Here is a 23,222-nt window from a genome sequence, read left to right as displayed (position 1 = left end):
AGGTGGTGGAGATGGGTGCGCAATCCAATGCGGCGCCAATCATCATCAAGAAGAAACGTGTGTCAGGTGGCGATGGCCACCACGGTGGCGCGTGGAAAGTGGCATATGCCGACTTTGTCACGGCCATGATGGCGTTCTTCATGTTGATGTGGCTGCTGAACGCAACGACGGAAAAACAACGCAAAGGCTTGGCGGATTACTTTTCGCCGACGATCCCGGTGAATCCGGTCTCGGGCGGGGGTGATGGGGCCTTTGGCGGCAACAATATGTTCTCGGAATTGACCATGGTCATGGATGGCTCGGGTGCCAGTCAGCGCAGCCCCACCGCCGCCCGTCAGGCACGGGGGTTGATCGGTGTCGCCAATGAAGGGGGCAAGCAAAGCACCGAGGAGTTCTCGACCTTTGAAGCGCGCCTTATGGGACGAACCGGAGAGAGCATGGTCTCGGACAAGGTGCTGAAACACATTGTCACGCGAGTGACCAATGAAGGGTTGGTGGTCGAACTGTTCGACACAGAGGATCAACCGCTTTTCGATTCGGGCAGCGACACACCGACTGCGATCATGCGTGCTCTGGCGCTATTGGTTGCCCGTTCTTCGGACCTTGTTACCAACAATATCGCGGTTGAGGGTCACGTTGGCTCGTTTCCGGTCGTGGTGGCCAGTAATCCGGTTTGGACAGTATCGACATCTCGGGCGCAGAAAGTGCGTCAGATGCTTCAGGATAAGGGTGTTCAACCAGTTCGACTGGATCGGGTTACCGGTCACGCGGATCGCGAATTACATGATGAGAACCCAATGGCGGCGCGCAATAACAGGATCGAGATCATCTTCCTGCGCAATTCCTGATAGGAAAAGGATAGGACGCATTTTACCTGTTAGCGCGCTGTTAAGGCCCAGCGCGTTAGCTGTTGCATCAAGGATTGACGCAACAGAAGGGCGTGCCCATGACTATTTCATCTTCATTGAATGCTGGCGTGGCTGCATTGAAGGCCAATGCAAATCGGTTGGCAACGATTTCCGACAACATCGCCAACTCATCCACCTTTGGGTACAAGCGTGTTGAAACTGATTTTCATTCCATGGTCACGTCTGGCCAAGGCGGCAGCTATTCGGCGGGCGGTGTGCGCACAACCAGCCAGCGACTGATCGACCAGCGCGGCTCGCTGGTAACGACGAACAACTCGACCGATCTTGCAGTACGCGGGCGTGGGATGCTACCGGTGCGTCCCAGTTCCCAGATCGCGGGTGGTTCGAACGAGATGTTGTTGACCACAACCGGTTCGTTTCGCACCAATGAAGAGGGGTATCTGGTCACCGAATCCGGTTTGGTTCTGCTGGGCTGGCGGGCAAATCCTGACGGGTCCATCCCGGCGGTACCACGTGACACGCCCGCCGCGCTGGAGCCCATTCAACTTAGTGTCAATCAGTTGTCTGGCGCGCCAACCACGCAGATGAACTTGCGGATGAACTTGCCTGCTACCGCAACAGATGCAGGGGCATCTGGGGACAGCCAACCTCTGTCCGTCGAATATTTTGACAATCTGGGCAAATCGGAAAGCATCGATATCGAACTGGTGCCCACCGTTCCCCCAACAGGGTCCAGCAATGAATGGACGATGATCATGCGCGATTCGGCTTCGGGCGGCGCGGTGATCGGGGAATATCCTTTGACCTTTACCGACAGCCGGACAGCAGGCGGCACCCTTGCCAGCGTCACGGCAGTTTCGGGCGGTGCTTATGACCCTGCCACCGGCAGCGTTGTGGTGAACGTAGCGGGCGGCCCGATGGAGGTTAATATCGGCCAGATCGGCGACGCAGATGGGATCACACAGTTGTCGGATACATTTGCACCGGTTTCGATCACTCGGGATGGGTCAGCTGTGGGAACGATGACCAGTGTTCAGGTCGACGAGAACGGCTATGTCTACGCGTTTTATGACACTGGCGTCAGCCGCCGTATGTTCCAGATTCCGTTGGCAGATGTTCCAAATCCCAACGGTTTGACGGCATTGGACAGCCAAACCTATGCACCGTCGCGCAAAAGCGGCACGTTCTTTTTGTGGAATGCGGGTGAAGGTCCGACGGGTGATCTGGTTTCTTTCGCGCGCGAGGAATCCACCACCGATGTCGCGACCGAACTGACCTCGATGATCCAAACGCAGCGGGCTTACTCTTCAAGCGCGAAAGTCATCCAGACGGTCGATGAGATGCTGCAGGAAACCACCAACATCAAACGCTGATTTCGGCGCTAACCCAGCGAAAGGACCCGTGCCATGAACATGTCGACGGCCCTGAACAATGCCATTGGCGGTCTTACGGCCGCCAGCCGCGGCGCCTCGGTAGTGTCCGAAAACATCGCCAACGCGCTAACGCCCGGCTATGCACGCAGAAGTTTGGAACTGACGACGAACACGATTTCTGGCCATGGCGTTAGAACCGTCGGCGTGGTTCGAAACCAGGATCCTGTGCTAACAGCCAACCGCCGCACCGCAGATGCCGAACTGGCACGTCAATCGACCGTTTCAGGTTTTCACAGCAGAATGGAGGGACTTGTCGGCACCCCGGATGACGCCACATCCCTTGCAGCCCGTCTGGCCGATTTCGACGGCGCTTTGATTACCGCGTCCAGTCTGCCCGACTCGTCAGAGCGTCTGGATCAGGTTGCCCGCACGGGTCGCGATCTCGCAAACAGTCTGAATGCTGCCTCGGAAGGGCTGCGTGATCTGCGGTCGGACGCGGATCGGTCAATTGGTCGATTCATCGACAGGCTGAACCAGACGTTGACCGACATTGAGGCATTGAATGCCAAAATTCCCGCCGTCAAATACGCCGGTGGTGAGATTGGAGCCTTGCTGGACCAAAGGCAGGTTCTGATCGATCAAGTCAACGAGGTTATTCCAGTTAATGTTGTGCCTCGGGCCAATGATCAGGTGTCCATCTACTCGGATGGAGGGTTGATCTTGCTTGAAGGTACAGCAGCCGAGTTTACGTTCACCACAACTGGCGAGCCCAAGCCCCATATGACTGTGGCAAACGGCTTGTTGTCGGGCCTGCAGATGAACGGAAACCCGGTTCGCACCAGCGGTGACAACGCGCAGATCAAAGGGGGTGCTCTTGCCGCTGAGTTCGAAATCCGCGATGAGCTTGCTGTTGAGGCCCAGGGTAATCTGGACACGATCGCGCGCGATCTGATCGAGCGGTTTGAAACACCGGGTCTGGACCCTACGACGCTGGCCACCGATCCAGGGTTGTTCACTGATGAAGGCAATCGTTTTGATGCAACCGCGCCTGCCGGGCTGGCCTCGCGGATTAACCTGAATTCCATTGTCGATCCTGACAACGGCGGCCAAAGCTGGAAATTGCGCGCAGGCCTAGGGGCAATAACCCCCGGAGACCCCGGAAACGCCACGCAATTGCAGGCGTTCGGGGCCGCTCTATCGCAAGCGCGACCGGTAGCCGGATCCCCTTTCGGGACCGGAGACATGCGCGCATCCGACCTGACCGAGGCGCTTCTATCCAGGACCGGTGCGAATGCGCACACGGCCAGTCAACGTCTGGCTTTCGCCAATAGCGCCCAGCTCGAGATGACCAAGATCGAAGCAGAACAAGGCGTGGACACGGATCAGGAGCTTCAGCGTCTGATCCAGATTGAACAGATCTATTCAGCGAACGCGCGGCTTATCTCGGTCGTGGATGAGTTGATGGAAACATTGCTGAGGTTGTGATCATGACTTTGACATCTATAGGTGATTTGGCGCGCGGCCTCACTCTGAAAAGCCGCGCAACCGAAATCAAAACCCAGATCGAAACTCTGTCCTACGAAATGTCAACGGGCAAAGTGCAGGACGTCAGTGGCCGTCTGGACGGGGACTATTCTCATCTGCTTGATCTCGATCGCAGTCTGTCACAGCTTGAGGCGTTCAAAGTCTCAACTGCCGAGGCCAGCTTGTTCACCGATGCCATGCAGCTAAGCCTGACGACGATTGACGACTCGGTCGGAGAGATAACCGCTGCACTTTTGTCTTTTGGCACGTCCAATCAAGCGGTTACCCACGAAAACGCTTCGGTACAGGCAAGGAATGAGCTGGACACGATCATGTCAGCACTGAACACCCGTGCCGGGGGGCGCAGTCTGTTTTCAGGCACAGCAACGGATGTCTCACCCTTGCCGACCGCAGACACCCTTCTGACAGCGCTTGAGGCCGAGTTGACCGGGTTGGTCACGGCAACAGATATTCAGCAGGCGGCGGAAGACTGGTTCAATGACCCCACGGGGTTTGACGCGGTTATTTACCAGGGTTCGGCGGCAACGCTTTCTGCGATGCAAATCTCTGAGAATGAAAGCGTCAACATACCGGTAACTGCGACCGACCCGGCGCTGAAGGCCGCGATCAGGGACATCGCTGTCGCTGCTCTGGTTTCGGATAACGCATTGAACCTACCCCGCGATCAACGAACCGCGCTGTTCAAGCAGTTGGGTGTCGATCTGGCCAACACGCAAAATGAAACAGTAAACCTGCGCGCTCTGGTCGGTGCAGCAGAAGCCCGAATTGATCAGGCGGCAACACGCAACAGCGCAGCAATGACAAGCCTTGAATTCAGTCGAAACGAACTGATTGCCGCGGACCCTTATCAAACCGCTGCGCAGTTGCAGACAGTCCAGTTTCAATTGGAAAGCCTGTATTCCGTAACCGTTCGCAACGCGAACCTGTCACTGGTGAACTTCCTGAGATGAGAGTTCTGGTTTTCATTTTGATGTTGCTGCCTGGCCTGGCCTCGGCCGGAGCGATCCGGTTGAAAGACTTAGTGGACTTTGATGGTGTTCGGGGAAATGACCTTGTCGGCTATGGCCTTGTGGTTGGCCTGAACGGAACCGGGGATGGGCTGCGCAATTCCCCATTCACCGAGGAAATCATGTCCAACATCCTCGAACGTTTGGGCGTGAACGTGAACGGTGAGGATTTTCGGCCCAAGAACGTGGCCGCCGTGTTGGTAACCGCCAGCTTGCCACCATTTGCCAGGGTCGGTGGCGAGATTGATGTGACGGTTTCAGCCATCGGGGATTCCAACAGTCTTTTAGGAGGCACCCTGATCATGACGCCCTTGAACGCAGCGGACGGTCAGATCTATGCGGTCGCCCAAGGCACCGTTCTGGCAGGTGGTGCCGCTGTCGAGGGCGAAGCCGCGTCTGTGTGCGCGGGGTTCCAACCTCTGGCGTCATCCCCTCTGGGGCGAGGGTCGAGCGCGAGATTGATTTTGACCTTTCGTCGCTGACGCAAATGCGGCTGGCGCTCAGAGAGCCGGATTTTACTACCGCTGGCCGGATTGAGTCTGCAATCAACACGGAATTCAACCGCCCCGTTGCCATCATGCGAGATTCTGGCACGGTGGAGTTGAACATTGCCGCGACACAGTCGATCTCGACTGCGCATGCGTTGGGTCGGATCGAAAACATTCTGGTTGAGCCGGAAACCAAAGCGCGCGTCGTCGTGGATCAGCGCTCTGGCACGATTGTCATGGGTCAAGAAGTCCGCATTTCGCGCGTTGCAGTCTCGCAGGGGAACCTGACCCTCACGGTAGAAGAAGCACCTATTGCAGTACAACCCAACCCGTTTGCGCGTGGTGAAACAGTTGTTGTCCCCCGAACGATTGCCGGGATCGAAGAAGAAGAAGGGACTGGTTTGGCCGAAATCCCCGAGGCAACAACCCTATCAGAGGTTGTTGCCGGCCTGAACGCACTAGGCGTTTCCCCCCGCGACATGATCGATATTCTGAAAACGATCAAAGCCGCTGGGGCATTGCACGCGGAATTTGTAGTGCGTTAAGGGTGCGGCGGGTCCATGTGCCCCATCTTACCTTTTCCGAAAGAAGAACGGGCATTACTTGGATTTCCAGCTGTCCAGCCACTTCCTGAACCTGCTGCTTTGCTCTCCAATCGCATCCCCGGCGGCGTATAACCCGTCTTCAACGTTTTCGATCACGGGATCGACCCGCGCCGCGCGGAACCTGCGCCAACGCACCCATATGGCCCAGACGATCGCGAAAAAGACGGTCAGGAAAATGATGTTGAACCAAGGTATCAGCCGCACATCGGGGCTATCGACCGGGCGAACAGAAACAGCATTTGGAAAGATCGACATTAGCTGATTACGCCAGCCGTAATGGCGTAGCACCACCCATTGCGGGTTATCCGCAGTCGAGACCAAATTGGTCAGTTCGGCCTGCAGGTTCGAACTATCGAGTTTGAAGTATGGTGGCCATCCCCAGCCGGTATCTTCATTGCGGTAAACACGCGGTTTGCCATTAGGGCGGAAGGTTTCGACAAAGCGCACATCGCGATTGACGGTCTGCGCGCCCTCTTGCCCGGTGTCCTGCTGCGCCCAGAAGATCGAGTTCTCACCGAAATCGACGCGCCGCACCTCGGTCTTGACGATCCGCACCACATCCTGCTGCGGCAGGGTGTATTCCAGAACCGAGGCAACCAGCCCCCAGAAGACGATGATGAATGCCCATTTGATATAGACCATCTATTCGGCCCTCACATGAAATTTGTTATATAGATCAGCAGGGCAATGCCCCCCAGCGGGATGACATAGACACCCAGCAACAGTTTCTTTCGAAACGAGTTATCATACTGCCGCATCCCCCGCTGTAGAAATGCGTCACGATCGCCGTGCAGCCCTTTCTTTTCCCAATGTGCGATCAGTTTACGACGGCGTATCAGACGGGAATAGATCGACAACCCGACATAAATCACTGTCAGAATGACCAGTAAGGGTATTAGAAAACGGATTGCGACGATCATTCAGCTTCTCCCTACCGCGCCCCAGGGGCCGACCCGCGCGATGACCGCGTCGCTGACCCGGTCGGTGCCGCTCATGTCCGGTTCATGGCCGAACAGCGCGGCGCGGGCACCGGCCTTGTCCACCTGATACTCGCGCGCGAGGAAGTCGGCAACATAGGCTTTCTTGGTGTCCGGCCAGGTGGAATAGGTCCGGTAGAACAGCTCTTTGTGGCAGATGAACATTTGGCGCGGGTCCAGCGGGGCCAATTCGGCCAACAGCATGTTGATCAGATCGCGGTTCGGCGTGTCGGCGGCGCGCAGCGTATAGAAATAAGCTGGGTGGTCCGAGGTGATCCGCGGCCACGGCCCTCCGTCACTGGCCCAGCGCAACAACTGGGCGAGGCCATGATAGGCCTCGGGCAGGTGATCAGCGTGGTTGCGGGCCAGACGGCGCATATCGCTGCGGTCCAGCCCGGTCAGGTCAACGCCTGCGTCAGCTGCAGCATGGATGGTCAGGAAATCCATCTTTTGCTGCAACACAGCAGCCGAGTTCACGCCGCGCGCCTCGATGATGGTCTCGACCAGAGAATTATCGTTCAGGAAGGCCGCAATCTGGTGCCGTTGCACCGGATCGAGCACGTGGTTCAACGGCAAATCATCAGCCCGCTCGCCCATGCAAATCGCCGCCGGATAGTCCAGGTCAGGGAACAGGTAGAGCCCGCCGAAATGCGCCGTCCAGAAATTGCGCTGTTCGAACGCAGTGTGACGCAGGTGAACGGGGTTTCGGGTGACGTCCCCGGTTTCTTTGGCGGTTTCGATCATTTTGGCGATCAGCACATCGTCGAACCAGGCGTCCTCTTGGGTTTTGAACTGTTCGACCATACCTGCAAGTTGTTCAGCCCTGCGCAGAGTACCGCCCACCGTGTCGGCTTCAATCTCAATCTTGCGTAGGTTCAGAAGATCGGCGGACGTGTTGAGTTTGAAGACCGAGTTCACCAGCTCTCCGGCCACCGCATCCGTGGCGGTCAGGGCGAACAACTGCGCCTCGTTCATCTCGATGAACTCGCGCAGAATATCGCGCGAGGTCGAGAATTTGACGTTCAGCAACGGCGCGCGTTTCTGTTCGGTCGTCAACAGGATGAATTGCCGGTTGACCCCGTTGGGGTTGAGGTAGAGCGGGTCGTCCAATTCCTGCCCCACTTCGGGCGAATAGCCCGAGATATCCACATGGAAATCTGTCAGATCAGTGGTCTTGCCCGCCAAATGCTGCAACGCGCGGTTATACCGCTCGACCAAGGCCGGGCTGGAAATGTGGACGAGGTTGCCAAACATCAGGCCTTTTTCGATGAGACGGATCATGGAAGATACCTTTTGAAAACCCATCGCTCCAGAAGAAGCAAAATTGATAAGATCACGCCGAGGAAACACCCAAATACTAGGAAGCTGAGAAAAACTTCGTTTGGTGAATCCGTTGTGCCACAACTACGAATGACCCGGAATTTTTCGGGCATCAGCCCTTCCCAACCGCAAATAGTGGTGGTCATAAATACAGCCAGAATGACTGCAAATAAGACTGCGGCGATGATCACTCTCAAGTTCGTCACCTCATCATTCTATTTAGACGACCAACAACCACAATTGCCAGCACCAACAGTGGCAGCGCAAACGCCCGCGCGGTGATCTGCAAGTTGAAGCCGATATAAGACACCACACTGCCTTCAAACAGGATCAGGGTCTCGTCCCACGACGCGCCTTCAAAGCCGCTGCCTGCATTCACACCGAACTGAGTCAGATACAGAACCGCAACGGCGCCCAGAAATCCGAACACACCCCAACGCAGGGGCAGGATCAGGCCCAGTACAAGCGCCAAACCAGAGATTGCGAGAGTTAAAGTCATGTCATTACGTCCTTTTTCCGGCGATGCGTGACTGCATACGCTCCGCCGGCCAAGATCATTGCGGGGACGAACCAGAACAACGCCTGCGCAAGAAAATGTGAAGAGGCCTGACCCGGACCAAAGGCGTGGACCAATGAGGCGGGGCGCAGGACCGAGGCACCGTTGATCCAGATTTCAAACAACGCGCTCCAAACGTAAGTAACCGCGAAAATAATTAGCGCCATCATTGCAAAGGCGGGCCGGGCAGCTGCGCGGCGACGCGCGACCGTGATGCCGAAAAACAGGCACGCGCCGATCAGCGATCCGAAGATCAGGATCCAGCCGCCGGTCATGTTTTCCCCTTCAGATACCGCCGCTTGGCTTCTTCCATCCGGCCCATTTCGCGGACGGCGTTCTCGATGGCGACCTCGTCGCTCTTGTCGGCATAGCGGAATTCACTGTCGGCATAGCGGTTGATTTCCTGCATCACCATGTCCACCGTGATCGGCTGGCGCAGGTCCTCGATCATTGCCTTCTTGGTGTCGTAGTCGCGGAACAGGAACAGGTCGGGGTTCTCCATCCACTCATCAGGCAGTTCGAAATCCATTGCGCGGACCTTTACCGCGTCGGTGATGTTCTTGATCGCGCGACCCGTGAACCGCTCATCCGCTTGCTGTATCGCCTTGAGATAAGTGCCCAGCTTGGCGATCGTATCCATCTGGCCGATCTCGCCGGAGACCCGGTCATAGACCTGCATCAGTGCATCCTCATGCGGGCGCGCATGGCTTTCGAAACTGGCGGCGACGGCCTTTTTGATTTCTTGCGCGGCATAAGCCTCGTGCTCGCCCAGCGGGATGTCGTGGTTGCGGCCCATCAGCAGATGCAGAATGTCGATGTAGTCCTCGCGCGTCTGGGGACCGTCCACCAAAAACCGCGCTCCCGCCCGCTGGCGCAGAGCATCGTCCACGTTCTCAGGGTAATTCGAGAACATACCAAAGGTGCAGTTGCCGCGTACAACTGTGTTGGCACCCGCAAAGCTCTCCATCAGCACAGCGGTGATTTCCAATTGCCCGGCTGAGGACTGCCGGTCGCCGCGTTTGCCTGCCAATTGGTCGATATCATCGATGGTGCCAAAGCCGATAACCGAGGGGTCGATGATCGTGTTGATAAACGCCTTGGCGTTCTGGCCGGATTTGCCCTGATAGCTGTCGATATTGTCGGTGCTCAGGTTTTGATAGCGGAACGGATAGCCCGCGTTCTGGCAATAATCGTTGATCAGCCCGGCCATCATTTGGATCAGGGTGGTCTTGCCAGTGCCCGGTTTGCCGTCGCCCATGAAGGTAAAGATGAACCCGCCGAGTTCCGCAAACGGGTTCAGGCGGCGGTCAAAGTCATAAGCCATCAGCATCTTGGCCAGCTTCATGGCCTGATATTTGGCGATGTGGTTGCCCACCACCTCGTTCGGCTTCTTGAACGTCATGGTCAGGGTGGTGGATTTGGCCTTGGAGGCGGGCTCGAACCCCCGGATCGTCAGGTCGTCGGCCTCAATATGCCACGCGGCGTTCTGGAACGGGGCCAAATGATCCGCCGACTGCGCGCGCAGGGCAGCCTTGTCCATCAGTTGTTCAGCATAGGCGCTCGTGGCCGCGATCAGATGCACATCATCGGGGGCGTGTTTTGCCAACACTTGATCCAGTTCCCACAGGGCACCATGCAACGCAAGCTGGCCATTGTCGGTCAGGACCTCTTCGATCTCGCCGAGGTCGACGGTGGTCTCGCCCAGATGCGAAGACATCAGGTAGGCCAGCGCATTCCCGAAGGTATGGGACGTGATCAAAGCCTCAGCCGTCAGCAATTCCGAGAATTCTGTTTTGCGCGCGGCGGGCAGATCCCCCGCCAGGTTGGCGCGTTTCAGATCGGCCAGCGGGGTCTGTTCCGCATAAGCCTCGGCCACGGCCAGAGCGATCGCAATCGCCCGGCGAATGGCTTGCTGTGTTGTGGCTTGCGGTGGCGAGACCAGCGTATCGCCGTCGTCCGAGGCCTCGATCCGCTCAACCAGATGCACCCCGTCCGCGCGCGCGGTGCGCCGCGTCACCAGCCCCGGCGTCGTGGATCGAAACCGCCGTCCGGTCGAAACACCCGGAGACCGCTCAACCGCTGCCTCAACCGGTTTGGCAATCCGCGGCGCGTGTTCGAACCCGTTCAGCAAAGCGGTCGCTGCCGGGTAATGCTTGCGAATGTCGTCTTCGCGCAATTCCATCTGATCTGACGTCAAACTCATTTAAAAAACCGCCGTTGCTTCTTCTATTCAAAAATACTTCCGCCCGATGCGAAAAAACTAGTATCTCAACACCTGCCCGGTCTTGCTGACAACGAATTTGCGCACATCAGCAAACCCTGGCGGGCTGCGCTCGGCCAGCACCTGAAACGGGCGCTGGGGCAGGATGATCGACCGCTGCGTTTGCGTCGCTCCGGTCTCGGCCCCCTGCCCGCCGAACGGGTCCAAGGCGAACACCTCTCGCTCGACGGTCGAGAACCACCCAGCGCGTTCTTCGATTACGTCCTCGCTTTCCAACTGTTCCATGGTCCAGGCCAGCGCCCAATCCTGACCTTCGGGGGCCTGCGCGTCCTCCAGCACTTGCCGCAGGGGTCCGGATTGTTCCGTATAGGCCGAGGAATACATCGGGCCCACATGGATGCGGCGCAGGTGTTTGGGGTGCAGGTCGTCAAAATCCTGATCGAAGCCCGTGGCGATCGTCACCAGCTTCAGCCCGCCCAAAGACTGCGCCATCAGATGCGCCTGTACCTCGGGCCAGCGACGCTGGTCCTTGGGCAGGGCCGTGCGCCCGCTGTCTTCCAACTTCATCATGTAGATGACTGGCAGGTTGATCTGGCTGTCATAAACCGCCCAGTGGATCAGAAACTTGCGCCGATCCCCTTCATTCCCGATCCAAAGGCATTCGGGATCGTTACGGGCCCAGAACAGCTGTCCTTTCAGCAATTCCTCGTAATAGAGCCTTTGCGACAGTGCGAATTGCAGCTTGGTCGGTATCTCGCGGTCGCCAATGATGGTGCGTACCATGTCGGTTTTCAGATCGTCGGCTGATGGCATATTGGCCAGATGCACCTGCGCCTGCTGCGCGTCATTGGCCATGGTCAGCAACTCGGCCGCCACCGGAAACCCGCTGTCGCGCTTGTCCATGGCAAGGCTGCCAAAGAACCGCCCCGTATCACGCCCGACCAGCAGGTATTTCATGGACAGTGCCCGGAACGTATAGAGCAACCCGGAGAGGTAGCGCGACACGATCCGCACCTCTTGCTTGCTGATCGCGCCCTCGGCCTCCATCGTCGCGGCCACGCGAAGGAGGTGGACGGTGATCACCTCGAATTTGCGGAAGTAGCGACGCGAGGCGAAGGTGTCGGTCAGGCCGACATGGTCTTGAACGGGGTTAGTCATTTGGGGGCTTTTTGTAGTTTTCGCCAAACATGTGCCGGGCATGATCTTTGCCATACAAAAATTCGATGCCTTCGCCCAACCCGTAGTTTCTGAAACTTTCTAAACAGAGTTGAGCGGCCCCTAGGAACGCAACAATCACCCCCATCGCTGCAGCTACCGAGCCGATCGAGATCGCAGTTTTATTCGCGAAACTGATTCCGAACGTGAAAGCGACCCCGCTGGAACAAGCTGCAACGAGGACAAACAATCTCAGAGCTTTCTTCTCAAAATCGTTCATCCGCCGCACAAACTCCTAAAGCTTTTCTTAACAACCACTTTTAGCCCAAAAGGGGCAAAGGTGCCGTTCAGGCTGACACGCTCTCGGGTGGGGTTAGTCATGCATCACCACCGCCAAAGCCACCAAAATCCCGGCCGGGCGACTGCCCGCCATCGCCATGGTTGTTGGTTGGTACGCTGTTAATTCCTTGCGACCTGCGAAACATCTCCAACCGATAGGTAGACCAAATAGCTCCGAGAGCACCAGCACCGCACAATAAGTAGAATCCATTCACCATCATCGTCAGAAAAAAGATTAGAAAAGCGAGCCCAATTGCACCCCAAACAAGCTCACCGTTTCGCTCGACCCATGTCTTGCTTTTGTCTTGCTCCAAGAAAAATGGCATTCGTCGCAACCAGCCTTTTCTTATCCACCATACAAATTATTATCATGCTTCTCGACAATCGCCGCGAACCGGCGGGCAAAGCGTTCATCCGCCTTGGCTTTTTTCTCCAGCACGTCGCGGGCAAAGACCATGTGGCCTTCGTGCGCCTCAAGCATGTCGGCCATTTTCTGGTTGGTCGCTGTGCCGATGGCCGCCATGGCCGTCTGCGCCTCTTGGTCGGTCTGCACGCCGATCTCGTTGATGCGGTGGGCCACGTCCTGCTGCTGCGCGGTTTTCAGCGATTTGGTCAGGGCATCGTACAGCACCACGCGCTGCTGCGTGTCTGTCTGCAGCTTGTTGATCAGCACCATCTGCGTCGCCGCCTGGTTCTGCAGTGAATCGACCCAGGTCTTGCCCTTTTCAATGTAACGCTCCAGCGTCTGAGACTTAGCCAGCTTGACCTGCTCTTCCTGAACCTTGGCGTTGTATTGCTTGTTCAGTTCGGCCAGCTCGGTTTCAAGCTGAGTGCGCGCGGCGGCGTCCTGTTCGACGCTGATCTTGTTTTCCAGCGTAATGATGGTCGGGTCCATGCCCTGGATTTCAGCCCGCAATGCTTCCAGTTCGGCCACTGTCGCCTCACGATCATCCAGCGTGCCGGTCAGGTTGTCCTCGACCTTCACGCGCTGTTCCTCCAGCACGGACAGCTGCCCTTCCAGCAGTTTCACGATCACGTCGGATTTGGCGATCAGGTCCTGCAGCTTGTCGTCGATATTGGCGGTGCGCATCCGCTCCTGCCGCATGGATTCGGACTTGCCCTTGGCGAAGATGCCAACAAAACTCTCCCACCCGGTTTTCGAGCGCATCTCGTCGAAATCCTTGGAGAACGCGTTGGTGACGTCATCCAGACCCATGATCAGCTCGGCAATATTGGCGTTCATCACCTCAGTATGGGCGTGCACATCTTCCAGCGTAGCGTTTTCGATGTCGATATCGGCCTCGGCCGTGCCAATCTTGGCCCGGGCGGCGTCAATGCGCGAGGTCAGGTTTTCGATCTGCGACTGGCTTTCGCGGACTTTCGCCTGCGTTTCTTCGATCAACGCGTCAAATCTATGGTTCGACATCTGCACTATCCCCTTTTTTGTTCAATTACCCAATAAGATAGGGAATGTTACATCTATTTACATCCCCCGAGAGACAAAATTCCTGCAAACTGTGGCAAACTCGGCCCGAAAAAGATAGGCGCGATCTTTCTCGCCCGAGTGCCGCTTTTGATCAAATCTGGATTGATCCCTGCCGGGTTGTGGACATAGACATTCCAGACCCCACCTGTTTGTGTGCGACAACTCTAAATTCCTGCCGGAGGCCAAGCTATGCTGGACACGACAACCGATCTGAAATCCATCCTGAAAAACCCCGATCTCCTAGCAACCAAGGCCTATATTGGCGGTCAGTGGGTGGACGGCGACAACGGCACGTTTGCCGTCACGAACCCCGCGCGCGGAGATGTCGTGGCCGAGGTCGCGGACCTAAGCCGCGCGCAGGTAGCAGGTGCGATTGCGCAGGCCGAGGCAGCGCAAAAGGAATGGGCCAAACTGACTGGTAAAGAACGCGCAGTTATCCTGCGCCGCTGGTTCGACCTCATGATGAAAAACGCCGAGGATCTGGGCAAGATTCTGACCGCCGAACAGGGCAAACCGCTGGCTGAAGCGATTGGCGAAATCGGTTATGGTGCGTCCTTCATCGAATTCTTCGGCGAAGAGGCAAAGCGGGTTTACGGTGAGATGATCCCGGGCCATCAGCGCGACAAGCGGATCATGGTTCTGAAGCAACCCATAGGCGTTGCAGCCTCGATCACGCCGTGGAACTTTCCCAACGCGATGATTACGCGTAAAGCCGCGCCGGCACTGGCGGCCGGATGCGCCTTTGTTGCGCGCCCTGCTAAGGAAACACCTTTGTCAGCGCTGGTCATGGGCGTTCTGGCCGAACAGGCTGGCATTCCGGCGGGCGTTTTCAACGTGCTGCCGTCCTCCAGCGCCAGCGAGATCGGCAAGGAGTTCTGCGAAAACCCCGGCGTGCGCAAACTGACCTTTACCGGCTCGACCGAAGTGGGCCGTATCCTGCTGAAACAAGCGGCCGATCAGGTCATGAAATGCTCGATGGAGCTGGGCGGCAACGCGCCGTTCATCGTGTTTGACGACGCAGATCTGGATGCCGCGGTCGAGGGCGCAATGCTGTGCAAGTTCCGCAACAATGGTCAGACCTGTGTCTGCGCGAACCGTATCTACGTGCAGGCAGGTGTCTATGACGCTTTCGCGGCTAAACTGAAAGCCGCCGTTGAGGCGCTGAAGATTGGTGATGGCCTGTCCGAAGGCACGACCACGGGCCCGCTGATCAACGCAGAGGCGGTCGCCAAGGTCGAAGAGCATATTAAGGACGTCACCGATAAGGGCGGTGCCGTTTTGACTGGGGGTCTGCCGCATGATCTGGGTGGCACCTTCTTCCAGCCCACCATCGTAACTGGCGTGACGCAGGACATGATGGTCGCGCAGGATGAAACCTTCGGCCCGCTGGCCCCGCTGTTCAAATTCGAGGACGAAGATGACGTGATTGCCATGGCCAATGACACGATCTTTGGTCTGGCCTCTTACTTCTATGCCAAGGATCTAAGCCGCGTCTACAAGGTGGCCGAGGCATTGGAATATGGCATAGTCGGCGTGAACACGGGCATCATCTCGACCGAGGTTGGGCCTTTTGGCGGTGTCAAACAATCCGGTCTGGGTCGCGAAGGCAGCCATCATGGAATGGAGGACTACCTTGAGATGAAATACGTCTGTCTTTCGGTCTAACTCTTCGCGGCCACTGCCCCGGTAGTGGCCGCGTTTGTCACAAAACTGAAGCCAAACTGTCACAACACCGCAACGATCCCGGTCCATCCCCCTCGCATCCGAGTGAAAAGAGGAAACCCACCGATGTCGTTGCGCACTGTCTGCCTGACATCTGCCCTTGCTCTGACTGCTGGTCAGGCCTTGGCAGAGATGAATTTCAACCGAATTGCTTCCTTCCCCGTAGTGAAAAACATGGCCGAAGGCGCGGACACCACCCGCGAAACCTCGCCCGAGATCATCGCGGCGACCGCAGATGGCATGACGCTGGTCTACACCGACAGCCCGCTGGGCGTGATCGGCATGGTCGACATCACCGATCCCGCGAACCCTGCGCCCTTGGGTGCGATGGAGGTTGGTGGCGAGCCAACCTCAGTCGGGATCGTTGGCGCAAATGCTTTTGTTGGCGTGAACACTTCGGACAGCTATACCGCCCCGTCGGGCAAACTTATATCGGTCGATATCGCGGGAAAGGCGCAGACCGGCGCCTGTGATCTGGGCGGTCAGCCAGACAGCGTCGCCATCGCTCCCGATGCCAGCTTTGTTGCTGTGGCGATAGAAAATGAGCGGGACGAAGACCTCAACGATGGCATCATCCCGCAGCTGCCCGCAGGTGAGCTGGCGCTGGTGCCGCTAAAAGATGGCGCGCTGGATTGCGCAGGCATGAAAATGGCCTCGCTAACCGGCCTGGCCGAGGTTGCGCCCACCGATCCCGAGCCCGAGTTCGTGGATATCAACGGCCTTGGCGAAACGGTCGTCACCCTGCAGGAAAACAACCACATCGCGGTTGTTGCCAAAGACGGCACCGTGATCAGCCATTTCTCGGCCGGCAGCGTGGATCTGGAAGGCATCGACGCCACCGATGAGCGCGGCGCGCTGATCTTCACCGAAAGCCAGCCGGGCCGCCTGCGTGAACCCGACGCGGTGAAATGGATCGACGACAACCACTTCGCCACCGCCAACGAAGGCGACTACGAAGGTGGCTCGCGCGGCTGGACGATCTTCCACAAGGACGGGACCGTTGTTTACGAAAACGGCACCGATTTCGAAAAGGCCATCATTCAGATTGGCCACTACCCTGACAAACGCTCGGACAGCAAAGGGGTCGAGCCGGAAAGCGTGACCGCAGCCACCTTTGGCGGTACTCCGATGATCTTTGTGGGAGCCGAGCGCGCCTCGGTCGTGGGGGTCTATGACGCTACCGACCCTGCGAGCCCGGTTCTGAAACAACTGCTGCCCTCGGGCGTTGGTCCGGAAGGCTATGTGGCAATCCCCGAGCGGAACCTGCTGATCTCGGCCAATGAAAAAGACCTGATCGAAGATGGTGGGCCGCGTGCACATGTGTCGATCTTCGAATATCAGGATGCGCCCGCCGCCTACCCGCACCTGACATCGGAAGGCGCGGATGAGCTGATTGGATGGGGTGCGCTGTCCGGTCTGGTCGCGGATGAAGACGGCATGATCTACGCGGTCAATGACAGCTTCTACGGCTTCCAGCCGTCGATCTTCAAGATCGATCCCAGCCAGCAACCCGCCCGCATCGTGGACGTGATCCGCATCCACCGTCAGGATGGCAACCCAGCGCAGAAGCTGGACCTTGAGGGCATCACGCTGGACGGCAAGGGTGGCTTCTACGTCGCATCCGAAGGTCGCACTGACCGTGTGATCCCGCACGCGATCTACCACGTTTCAGCCGAGGGCAAGATCAAGGATCGCAAAGGCGAGATCGGCTTGCCTTCCGAGTTGATGGCGGTCGAGAAACGCTTTGGCTTCGAGGGCATCACCCGCGTCGGTGACACTCTGTGGATGGCTGTTCAGCGTGAATGGAAGGACGACCCGGAAAACCACGTGAAACTGGTGGCCTATAACCTTGAGACCAAGGAATGGGGCGCGGTTCACTACCCCAAAGCGGACCCGGATACCGGTTGGGTCGGCCTGTCGGAAGTCGTGGCCTTCGGCGACCATGTCTATGTGATCGAGCGCGACAACCAGCACGACCATCGCGCCGTGACCAAAAAGGTCTACCGCGTCCCACTGTCGGAAATGACCCCTGCCCCGCTGGGCGGCCCCCTGCCAGTGGTCAGCAAGGAAGAGGTTCGCGACCTGCTGCCTGATCTGACCTCGACCGGAGGCTATGTTCTGGACAAGATCGAAGGTCTTGCCATCCTACCCTCGGGCGAGGCGTTTGTGATGACCGACAATGACGGCGTCGACGATGCCTCGGGCGAGACGATGTTCTGGTCGATCGGGTCGGTGACGGCTGGGAACTGAAGCACATATTCCTAAACTATTGGCGCCGCGCATTACCTGCGCGGCGCTAAACTTTTCAGCATGTAACTCTTAGTCAGTTGCAAGCCGACTGACCTGCATACATTCCAAGTCCAGCACCTGCCGCAGTCGCCAGTGTTTGGCCTGATCCGCCGCCAAAGCGATTACCGACAACGCCACCAAGAGCCGCGCCGCCCAAAATACCTGCTGCGCAACGCGCATCGTGTTGGACCTGGGCCTGTGTTGGCGTCGTTGGCGCCCCGCACGCCGCCAAAGCAAGCGTGCCCACAAGCAGGCAAGATATAGTTACTTTCTTCATTTCAGATTCCTTCCATTCACTCGCACTCAGTTGTCCTTACTTTTGGTCATGTAAGTCCCAACGAATCCCTACCCACCACGGGACTGACCCAGATCAAGATGGCTGGGTTCAAGTAGCTCGTTGAACATTCAACCTCTGCACTATTGCGTAGGATAGATATTGGTTTGGGGAACAACGCCCCGCGTCTGGAGGAACGCGGGGCGTGCAGTCTGCGATAACCCCGAGAGGCAGGACTATCGCGGTGGTCGGACGGCCTTAGTTCACGGCTTTGGCGTCAACCACGTCCTTTTCGATGGCCTGACCAGACGAAATCTGAATCCGGCGCGGTTTCAGCGCTTCGGGCACCTCGCGCTTGAGGTCGATGTTCAGCATCCCGTTCTCATGGCTGGCACCAGTCACGCGGACGTGGTCGGCCAGCGCAAAGCGGCGCTCGAACGCACGGGTGGCAATGCCACGGTGCAGGTAGGAACGGTCCTTGTCCCCGGCAGCTTTCTTGCCGGCCACGATCAGGGCGTTTTCTTTTACTTCGACCGACAGATCGGCCTCGGCGAAACCGGCGACAGCGACGGAAATCCGATAGGTGTCGGCATCGGTTTTTTCGATGTTGTAGGGCGGATAGCTGGGCTGAGCCACGTCATTGGTCAGAACGCGATCCATCATGTCGGCGATCTGGTCGAAACCAATGGTGGCGCGGTGAAGCGGTGCAAAATCAAAACTACGCATGTGGTGTATCCTCATCTGAGCGATCTACGATATGCCCTCCGGTTTGGACGGGCGTTTGCTGTGTCAGGCCCCATCATTGGCGACCCAATACAGTTCAGATGGGTAACGATTTGACCGAGTTCAACCCCCGCCCGAGCTGATGAATTTCGCGCCGGAATTGGACTTGCCCGAACCGACCTGCAAGCGTCGGATCTCGGCTTTGGGTTGCGGCGCGTCCCGACGCAGCGCGGCCTTCAATTCCGACACTATTCCGGACAATTCCATCCCGAACCCGACCTTTTGCCGCCCGTCGCTACCGACCGCGGATACGACGGAGAGAATCTGCCAGCGTGACCCGCTCCGGGCCAGCAAGGCCGAACCGGACGACCCAAAGGTGATATCGCAATTGAACGTGATCAATCCCTGATGGCGCTGCAGAATACGACAAGAGCGTTCCCGCGTTATCGCCTCGGACCGGCCGCGCCCGTACGAAGCAAGGCTGACCTCATTGCCCAAAACGCGCCCGCTGTGCAGGGCGAAAGGATTGGCCACCGAATACGGGATCGGCTGATCCAGCCGCATCAGCGCAACGTCAATCCGAACAGCCTCGGCCGATAGCCCACCGTGCTTGGTATAGTCGGGATGAATGGCGATCTGTTCGACTTTGCGCTCGGCCAGTGCCTCACCATCGCTCAGCCCAGCCCGAAATGTTAACTGGCCGGGTGCATATAATTGCCCGGTTCCCCGATCCAGCGCACAATGGGCAGCGGTCAGGACAATATCCTGCGCGATCAGAGTGCCGGTGCAAAACCCTCGGTTGCCGATATCCAGACGCCCCACAGCCTCCCAACCGTAAAGATCATCCCGGTCGGTCAGCTTTCGCTTTGCGCTCTGTGCAAAAGATGCGGTCGCTAGGCCGATAAGGCACAAAGCAGTCAGCAATGCACGGATCATGGTTTGACGAACCTTGCGCCAACATTATTTCGCGCGGCGCCCTGCGGGGTCTTGGCGATAAAGCCACGCCCCGCCGACAATTCCCTTTGCAGAATGGTCAGAGAATCTTCGACCGTTGTTCCGACCGCCACGCGCTGTCCGTCAAATTCTGCCTTTGCGGCGACCACGGACACAATGCGAGGACGATCACCCTCGAAGGAAAATACTGGCGCACCAGAGGACCCGAACTCTACGTCACAAGACATGACAAGAACGTCGGACCTGCGGCTCATGACTGAGCACACCTCTTGCAGAGCCGGAGCTTCGGCCCTGTCTCGCGCGTAGGATACGACACCAACCTCTTCGCCTCGGGCAGGGCGATCACCTGTTTCAAAAGGAATGACCGTTGTGTTTCGGATCGGTTGCCACAACTCGATCAGCGCAATGTCACTGCCGATGCGGGCTGCGGTCGCATCTTCGCCATACTGGTATTTCGGATGCACAACCGCTCGACGCGCGGCGCGATAGGCAGATGCGCGCCCAAGTCGCCATGCGGCCAGAAACTCGACATCAGACAAATCCACACGCTGACCTGTGGCTTTGTCAAACAGGCAATGCGCGGCCGTCAGGACCAGCGTCGGAGAGATCAACGTGCCTGTACAGAACCCCGTTCCGCCAATATCCAAGCGTCCAACCGCCATCCACGCGCGGCCCGCATCAGTCGTATCCAGGCTTTTCAACCTGGAATCCTGCGCCATCGCAGCCATCGGCATCAAAGCCAGTGTCAGAACCTTCAACCAGTGTCGCAAGCGCTTCTCCGACGTTGCTTGGTACGTTTCCTCCTACGCGCCACGTGGGGCGAAATTAGGGTGCTTGCTTGTCGGGTTGAATCCAATCGCGACAGTCTAGCACTGCCGCATCAGATACCTACCTTAAGATCGGCACCTCTCGGTCTGGCCTGCGGTCCTGCTGCATAGCCCGCGGCAGCGGACCTCCGGTCGCCCAATCAAGCAGTTCGACCGTATGCAGAATCGGAACCTCGGTGGCCGACCCTATTTGCATCATACATCCGATATTGCCTGCGGCAATAACGTCGGGGTTCTTGGCCTCCAACGTTCTAACCTTGCGTTGTTTCAGCTTGCCCGAGATTTCGGGCTGCATCAGATTGTACGTACCCGCGCTGCCGCAACACAGATGGCTGTCGGCGGGTTCAACCACTGAAAAACCCGCGCGTTTCAGCAGATCCTTTGGATAGGTCTTGATCTTTTGACCATGCTGCAGCGAACAGGCCGCGTGGTAGGCGACGGTCATGCCCTTATCTGCGCCCTCAGACAGGTCCAACTGCATCAGCACCTCGCTGATATCCATGGCAATGCCCGACACCCGCGCCGCGTCCTTGGCCAAGGCGTCATTGCGGAACATATGCCCGTAATCCTTCACGGTCGTTCCACAGCCCGAAGTGTTGATGACGATGGCATCCAACCCGTCCCCGTCCATCTCGGCCACCCAAGCGCGGATATTGGCAGCGGCCGCTTTGTGGCTGTCATCGGACTTGCCCATGTGATGCGTCAGCGCCCCACAACAACCCGCGCCCTCGGCTACGACGACCTCACACCCCAGCCGGGTCAGCAGGCGGATGGTGGCATCGTTTATATCAGTGTTCAGCGCCTTCTGAGCGCATCCCGTCATCAGCGCCACACGCTTTTTGCGCGCACCCTTGGGCGCAAAGCTTTGCGGATCATCATTGCGACTGACCGGAGGGATATGTTTTGGTGCCATATCCAGCATCGCCCGCAACCGCGCATCCGGCATCAGGAATTTGAACGGACGGCCCAGCTTAGCCCCGATCAAAGCCCAGCGGAACCGCATCGGATAAGGCAGGATCTGCGCCAGCACCCAGCGTAAGGCGCGGTCGGTGAAGGGACGTTTGTACTTCTGCTCGATATATTCGCGCGCGTGATCGACCAAATGCATGTAATGCACACCGGATGGACAGGTGGTCATGCAGGCCAGACAGGACAGGCAGCGGTCGATATGTTTGACCGTTTTTTCATCCGGTACACGCTCGTTCTCCAGCATGTCCTTGATCAGGTAAATGCGCCCGCGGGGGCTGTCCAACTCGTCGCCCAGCACCTGATAGGTGGGGCATGTGGCGGTGCAAAAGCCGCAATGCACACAACTGCGCAGAATCTGGTTCGAGCGCTGGATCGCCGGGTCTTGCAGTTGTTTTTCGGTGAATGTCGTCTGCATCGGCCTACCCCATCAATCCCGGATTGAACAACCCGCGCGGGTCGAAACGCTGACGAATGCCCTGTGTCAGAGCCTGAATCCCGGCACTTTCCGGCTGGAACCGCCCCAGGGCCTCAACCGTTTCGGCCGCTGCCCTGACCAGGGTCGCGTGGCCGTCAAATGCCCCAAGACGTGCCCGCAGGTCGTCCCCTTTGCGCACCAGCGCCCAGATCAGCCCGCCGCCCCAATCGAACAGAGTCTGATCCGCCCCAAGCCGCGCCGCAATCCCAGGCGCATCCGAGGGTTTGACCGAGATCCGCCATACATCTCCTTCATGCCCGTGAAACACCGATACGTCCCGAATGGCCTGCCAAATCTCGGCCGAACCGTCGCACTCCGCGACATCCCCGTATTCCGCCAAGACCGACTTTAACTGCCCAACGCGATACGCCACTGAGTCAGCGAAACCCTCAATTCTAAGCAAAGCATGACCGTCTTGCGGATCAAAGGCCGCACCCGAGACCTCGAAAGGGGATTTCAAGGCCGCAGACAATGCCCCCACCGCACGGGATCCATCCGCAACTCGCACTGCCAACGTCGCCACCGCCTGTGGCTTGGGCAGCACTTTCAGCGAAACTTCGGTCAACACACCCAATGTGCCCCACGACCCGCCCATCAGCTTGACCAGATCATAGCCGGTGACGTTCTTCATCACCCGCCCGCCATTCTTGACCAATTGGCCCTTGCCATCGACATAGCGCACACCCAGCAGGAAATCGCGGCAAGCCCCAGCCTGAATACGGCGCGGACCCGAGATATTGGCGGCCACGACACCGCCAATGGTCGGTGCACCATTCGTACCCAACAGACCGCGATGATCCATCGGCTCAAACGCCAGTTGCTGCCCTTCGGCCTCCAACGCGGCCTCGATCTCGGCCACGGGGGTGCCGGCTTGCGCCACAATCGTCAGCGCGCCCGGTTCGTACAGGGTGATCCCGCTAAGTCCGCCGGTTTCGATAGTCATCTCTGACCCGCCGATCCCACGGGTACCGCCACCGGCAATTCGCACGGGATCCTGCAGCCCGGCCACTGTTTCGGCCAGCTCGGCCTCAGTCCTGGGTTTCATCAT

22 protein-coding genes and 1 pseudogene are annotated in these 23,222 nt (G+C 58.0%); 7 read left to right on the top strand and 16 right to left on the bottom strand.

What is annotated here, in order from left to right:
* Positions 1-11 precede the first annotated feature (11 nt).
* From AC2FNR_RS00240 to AC2FNR_RS00220, 5 genes and pseudogenes are all read left to right on the top strand, one after another.
* The gene (locus AC2FNR_RS00240; protein ID WP_496847574.1) at positions 12-848 is read left to right on the top strand and encodes a flagellar motor protein MotB; all 837 of its coding nucleotides are present in this window, start codon (positions 12-14) and stop codon (positions 846-848) included.
* Positions 849-946: 98 nt separating this feature from the next.
* The gene (locus AC2FNR_RS00235; RefSeq protein ID WP_496847572.1) at positions 947-2,242 is read left to right on the top strand and encodes a flagellar hook protein FlgE; all 1,296 of its coding nucleotides are present in this window, start codon (positions 947-949) and stop codon (positions 2,240-2,242) included.
* 33 nt (positions 2,243-2,275) lie between these two features.
* Complete coding sequence (flgK, locus tag AC2FNR_RS00230; RefSeq protein ID WP_496847570.1) at positions 2,276-3,727, top strand: flagellar hook-associated protein FlgK; 1,452 nt, start codon at positions 2,276-2,278, stop codon at positions 3,725-3,727.
* 2 nt (positions 3,728-3,729) lie between these two features.
* Positions 3,730-4,737, top strand: coding sequence for a flagellin (locus AC2FNR_RS00225; protein ID WP_496847568.1), 1,008 nt, complete (start codon positions 3,730-3,732; stop codon positions 4,735-4,737).
* A pseudogene (locus AC2FNR_RS00220) lies at positions 4,734-5,827 on the top strand (flagellar basal body P-ring protein FlgI). The gene AC2FNR_RS00225 and the pseudogene AC2FNR_RS00220 overlap by 4 nt, the downstream one beginning before the upstream one ends.
* 54 nt (positions 5,828-5,881) lie before the next feature.
* Here AC2FNR_RS00220 and AC2FNR_RS00215 read toward each other — a convergent pair.
* The 10 genes from AC2FNR_RS00215 to AC2FNR_RS00170 form a co-directional block, all read right to left on the bottom strand.
* Positions 5,882-6,529, bottom strand: a complete 648-nt coding sequence (locus AC2FNR_RS00215) for a DUF1523 family protein (RefSeq protein ID WP_170353798.1) — start codon at positions 6,527-6,529, stop codon at positions 5,882-5,884.
* A gap of 11 nt (positions 6,530-6,540) precedes the next feature.
* On the bottom strand, positions 6,541-6,807 hold the full coding sequence (locus AC2FNR_RS00210) for a hypothetical protein (RefSeq protein WP_170353799.1): 267 nt from the start codon (positions 6,805-6,807) through the stop codon (positions 6,541-6,543).
* Positions 6,808-8,145: a DUF6638 family protein gene (locus tag AC2FNR_RS00205; RefSeq protein ID WP_496847566.1), complete on the bottom strand. Its 1,338-nt coding sequence runs from the start codon at positions 8,143-8,145 to the stop codon at positions 6,808-6,810.
* Positions 8,146-8,386: 241 nt separating this feature from the next.
* A complete protein-coding gene (locus AC2FNR_RS00200) occupies positions 8,387-8,683 on the bottom strand; it encodes a hypothetical protein (protein WP_170755352.1) in 297 nt (98 codons plus the stop codon).
* The gene (locus AC2FNR_RS00195) at positions 8,680-9,015 is read right to left on the bottom strand and encodes a hypothetical protein (RefSeq protein ID WP_496847564.1); all 336 of its coding nucleotides are present in this window, start codon (positions 9,013-9,015) and stop codon (positions 8,680-8,682) included. The genes AC2FNR_RS00200 and AC2FNR_RS00195 overlap by 4 nt, the downstream gene beginning before the upstream one ends.
* The gene (locus AC2FNR_RS00190; RefSeq protein ID WP_496847562.1) at positions 9,012-10,943 is read right to left on the bottom strand and encodes an AAA family ATPase; all 1,932 of its coding nucleotides are present in this window, start codon (positions 10,941-10,943) and stop codon (positions 9,012-9,014) included. The genes AC2FNR_RS00195 and AC2FNR_RS00190 overlap by 4 nt, the downstream gene beginning before the upstream one ends.
* A 57-nt stretch (positions 10,944-11,000) precedes the next feature.
* Positions 11,001-12,119, bottom strand: a complete 1,119-nt coding sequence (locus AC2FNR_RS00185; RefSeq protein ID WP_496847560.1) for a hypothetical protein — start codon at positions 12,117-12,119, stop codon at positions 11,001-11,003.
* Positions 12,112-12,396 carry a hypothetical protein gene (locus tag AC2FNR_RS00180; RefSeq protein WP_170755348.1) on the bottom strand — a complete coding sequence of 95 codons (285 nt, stop codon included), beginning with the start codon at positions 12,394-12,396 and terminating at the stop codon, positions 12,112-12,114. The genes AC2FNR_RS00185 and AC2FNR_RS00180 overlap by 8 nt, the downstream gene beginning before the upstream one ends.
* A gap of 93 nt (positions 12,397-12,489) precedes the next feature.
* A complete protein-coding gene (locus AC2FNR_RS00175; RefSeq protein WP_480868735.1) occupies positions 12,490-12,666 on the bottom strand; it encodes a hypothetical protein in 177 nt (58 codons plus the stop codon).
* Positions 12,667-12,801: 135 nt separating this feature from the next.
* Positions 12,802-13,881 carry a hypothetical protein gene (locus AC2FNR_RS00170; protein WP_496847557.1) on the bottom strand — a complete coding sequence of 360 codons (1,080 nt, stop codon included), beginning with the start codon at positions 13,879-13,881 and terminating at the stop codon, positions 12,802-12,804.
* A 249-nt stretch (positions 13,882-14,130) separates the two neighbouring features.
* On the opposite strand from AC2FNR_RS00170, the gene AC2FNR_RS00165 reads away from it, so the two are divergent.
* Positions 14,131-15,606, top strand: a complete 1,476-nt coding sequence (locus AC2FNR_RS00165) for an NAD-dependent succinate-semialdehyde dehydrogenase (RefSeq protein WP_496847555.1) — start codon at positions 14,131-14,133, stop codon at positions 15,604-15,606.
* A gap of 123 nt (positions 15,607-15,729) precedes the next feature.
* Positions 15,730-17,913 (top strand): esterase-like activity of phytase family protein, encoded by a 2,184-nt coding sequence (locus AC2FNR_RS00160; RefSeq protein ID WP_496847553.1) that lies wholly within the window; start codon positions 15,730-15,732, stop codon positions 17,911-17,913.
* A 73-nt stretch (positions 17,914-17,986) separates the two neighbouring features.
* On the opposite strand, the gene AC2FNR_RS00155 is transcribed toward AC2FNR_RS00160, so the two are convergent.
* The 6 genes from AC2FNR_RS00155 to AC2FNR_RS00130 form a co-directional block, all read right to left on the bottom strand.
* Positions 17,987-18,229: a glycine zipper 2TM domain-containing protein gene (locus AC2FNR_RS00155; protein WP_170755343.1), complete on the bottom strand. Its 243-nt coding sequence runs from the start codon at positions 18,227-18,229 to the stop codon at positions 17,987-17,989.
* A 255-nt stretch (positions 18,230-18,484) separates the two neighbouring features.
* Positions 18,485-18,952 carry an Hsp20 family protein gene (locus AC2FNR_RS00150; protein ID WP_480868743.1) on the bottom strand — a complete coding sequence of 156 codons (468 nt, stop codon included), beginning with the start codon at positions 18,950-18,952 and terminating at the stop codon, positions 18,485-18,487.
* A gap of 120 nt (positions 18,953-19,072) precedes the next feature.
* Positions 19,073-19,885 (bottom strand): trypsin-like serine peptidase, encoded by an 813-nt coding sequence (locus AC2FNR_RS00145; protein WP_170353812.1) that lies wholly within the window; start codon positions 19,883-19,885, stop codon positions 19,073-19,075.
* Positions 19,882-20,673, bottom strand: coding sequence for a trypsin-like serine peptidase (locus tag AC2FNR_RS00140; RefSeq protein WP_234899436.1), 792 nt, complete (start codon positions 20,671-20,673; stop codon positions 19,882-19,884). The genes AC2FNR_RS00145 and AC2FNR_RS00140 overlap by 4 nt, the downstream gene beginning before the upstream one ends.
* A gap of 118 nt (positions 20,674-20,791) precedes the next feature.
* The gene (glcF, locus tag AC2FNR_RS00135) at positions 20,792-22,114 is read right to left on the bottom strand and encodes a glycolate oxidase subunit GlcF (protein WP_496847549.1); all 1,323 of its coding nucleotides are present in this window, start codon (positions 22,112-22,114) and stop codon (positions 20,792-20,794) included.
* Between the two features lie 4 nt (positions 22,115-22,118).
* The gene (locus tag AC2FNR_RS00130; RefSeq protein ID WP_496847547.1) at positions 22,119-23,219 is read right to left on the bottom strand and encodes an FAD-binding protein; all 1,101 of its coding nucleotides are present in this window, start codon (positions 23,217-23,219) and stop codon (positions 22,119-22,121) included.
* Positions 23,220-23,222 lie beyond the last annotated feature (3 nt).

The sequence above is a fragment of the Ruegeria sp. SATB045 genome (assembly GCF_059613525.1).
This window is presented reverse-complemented; position numbering and strand designations above follow the sequence as displayed.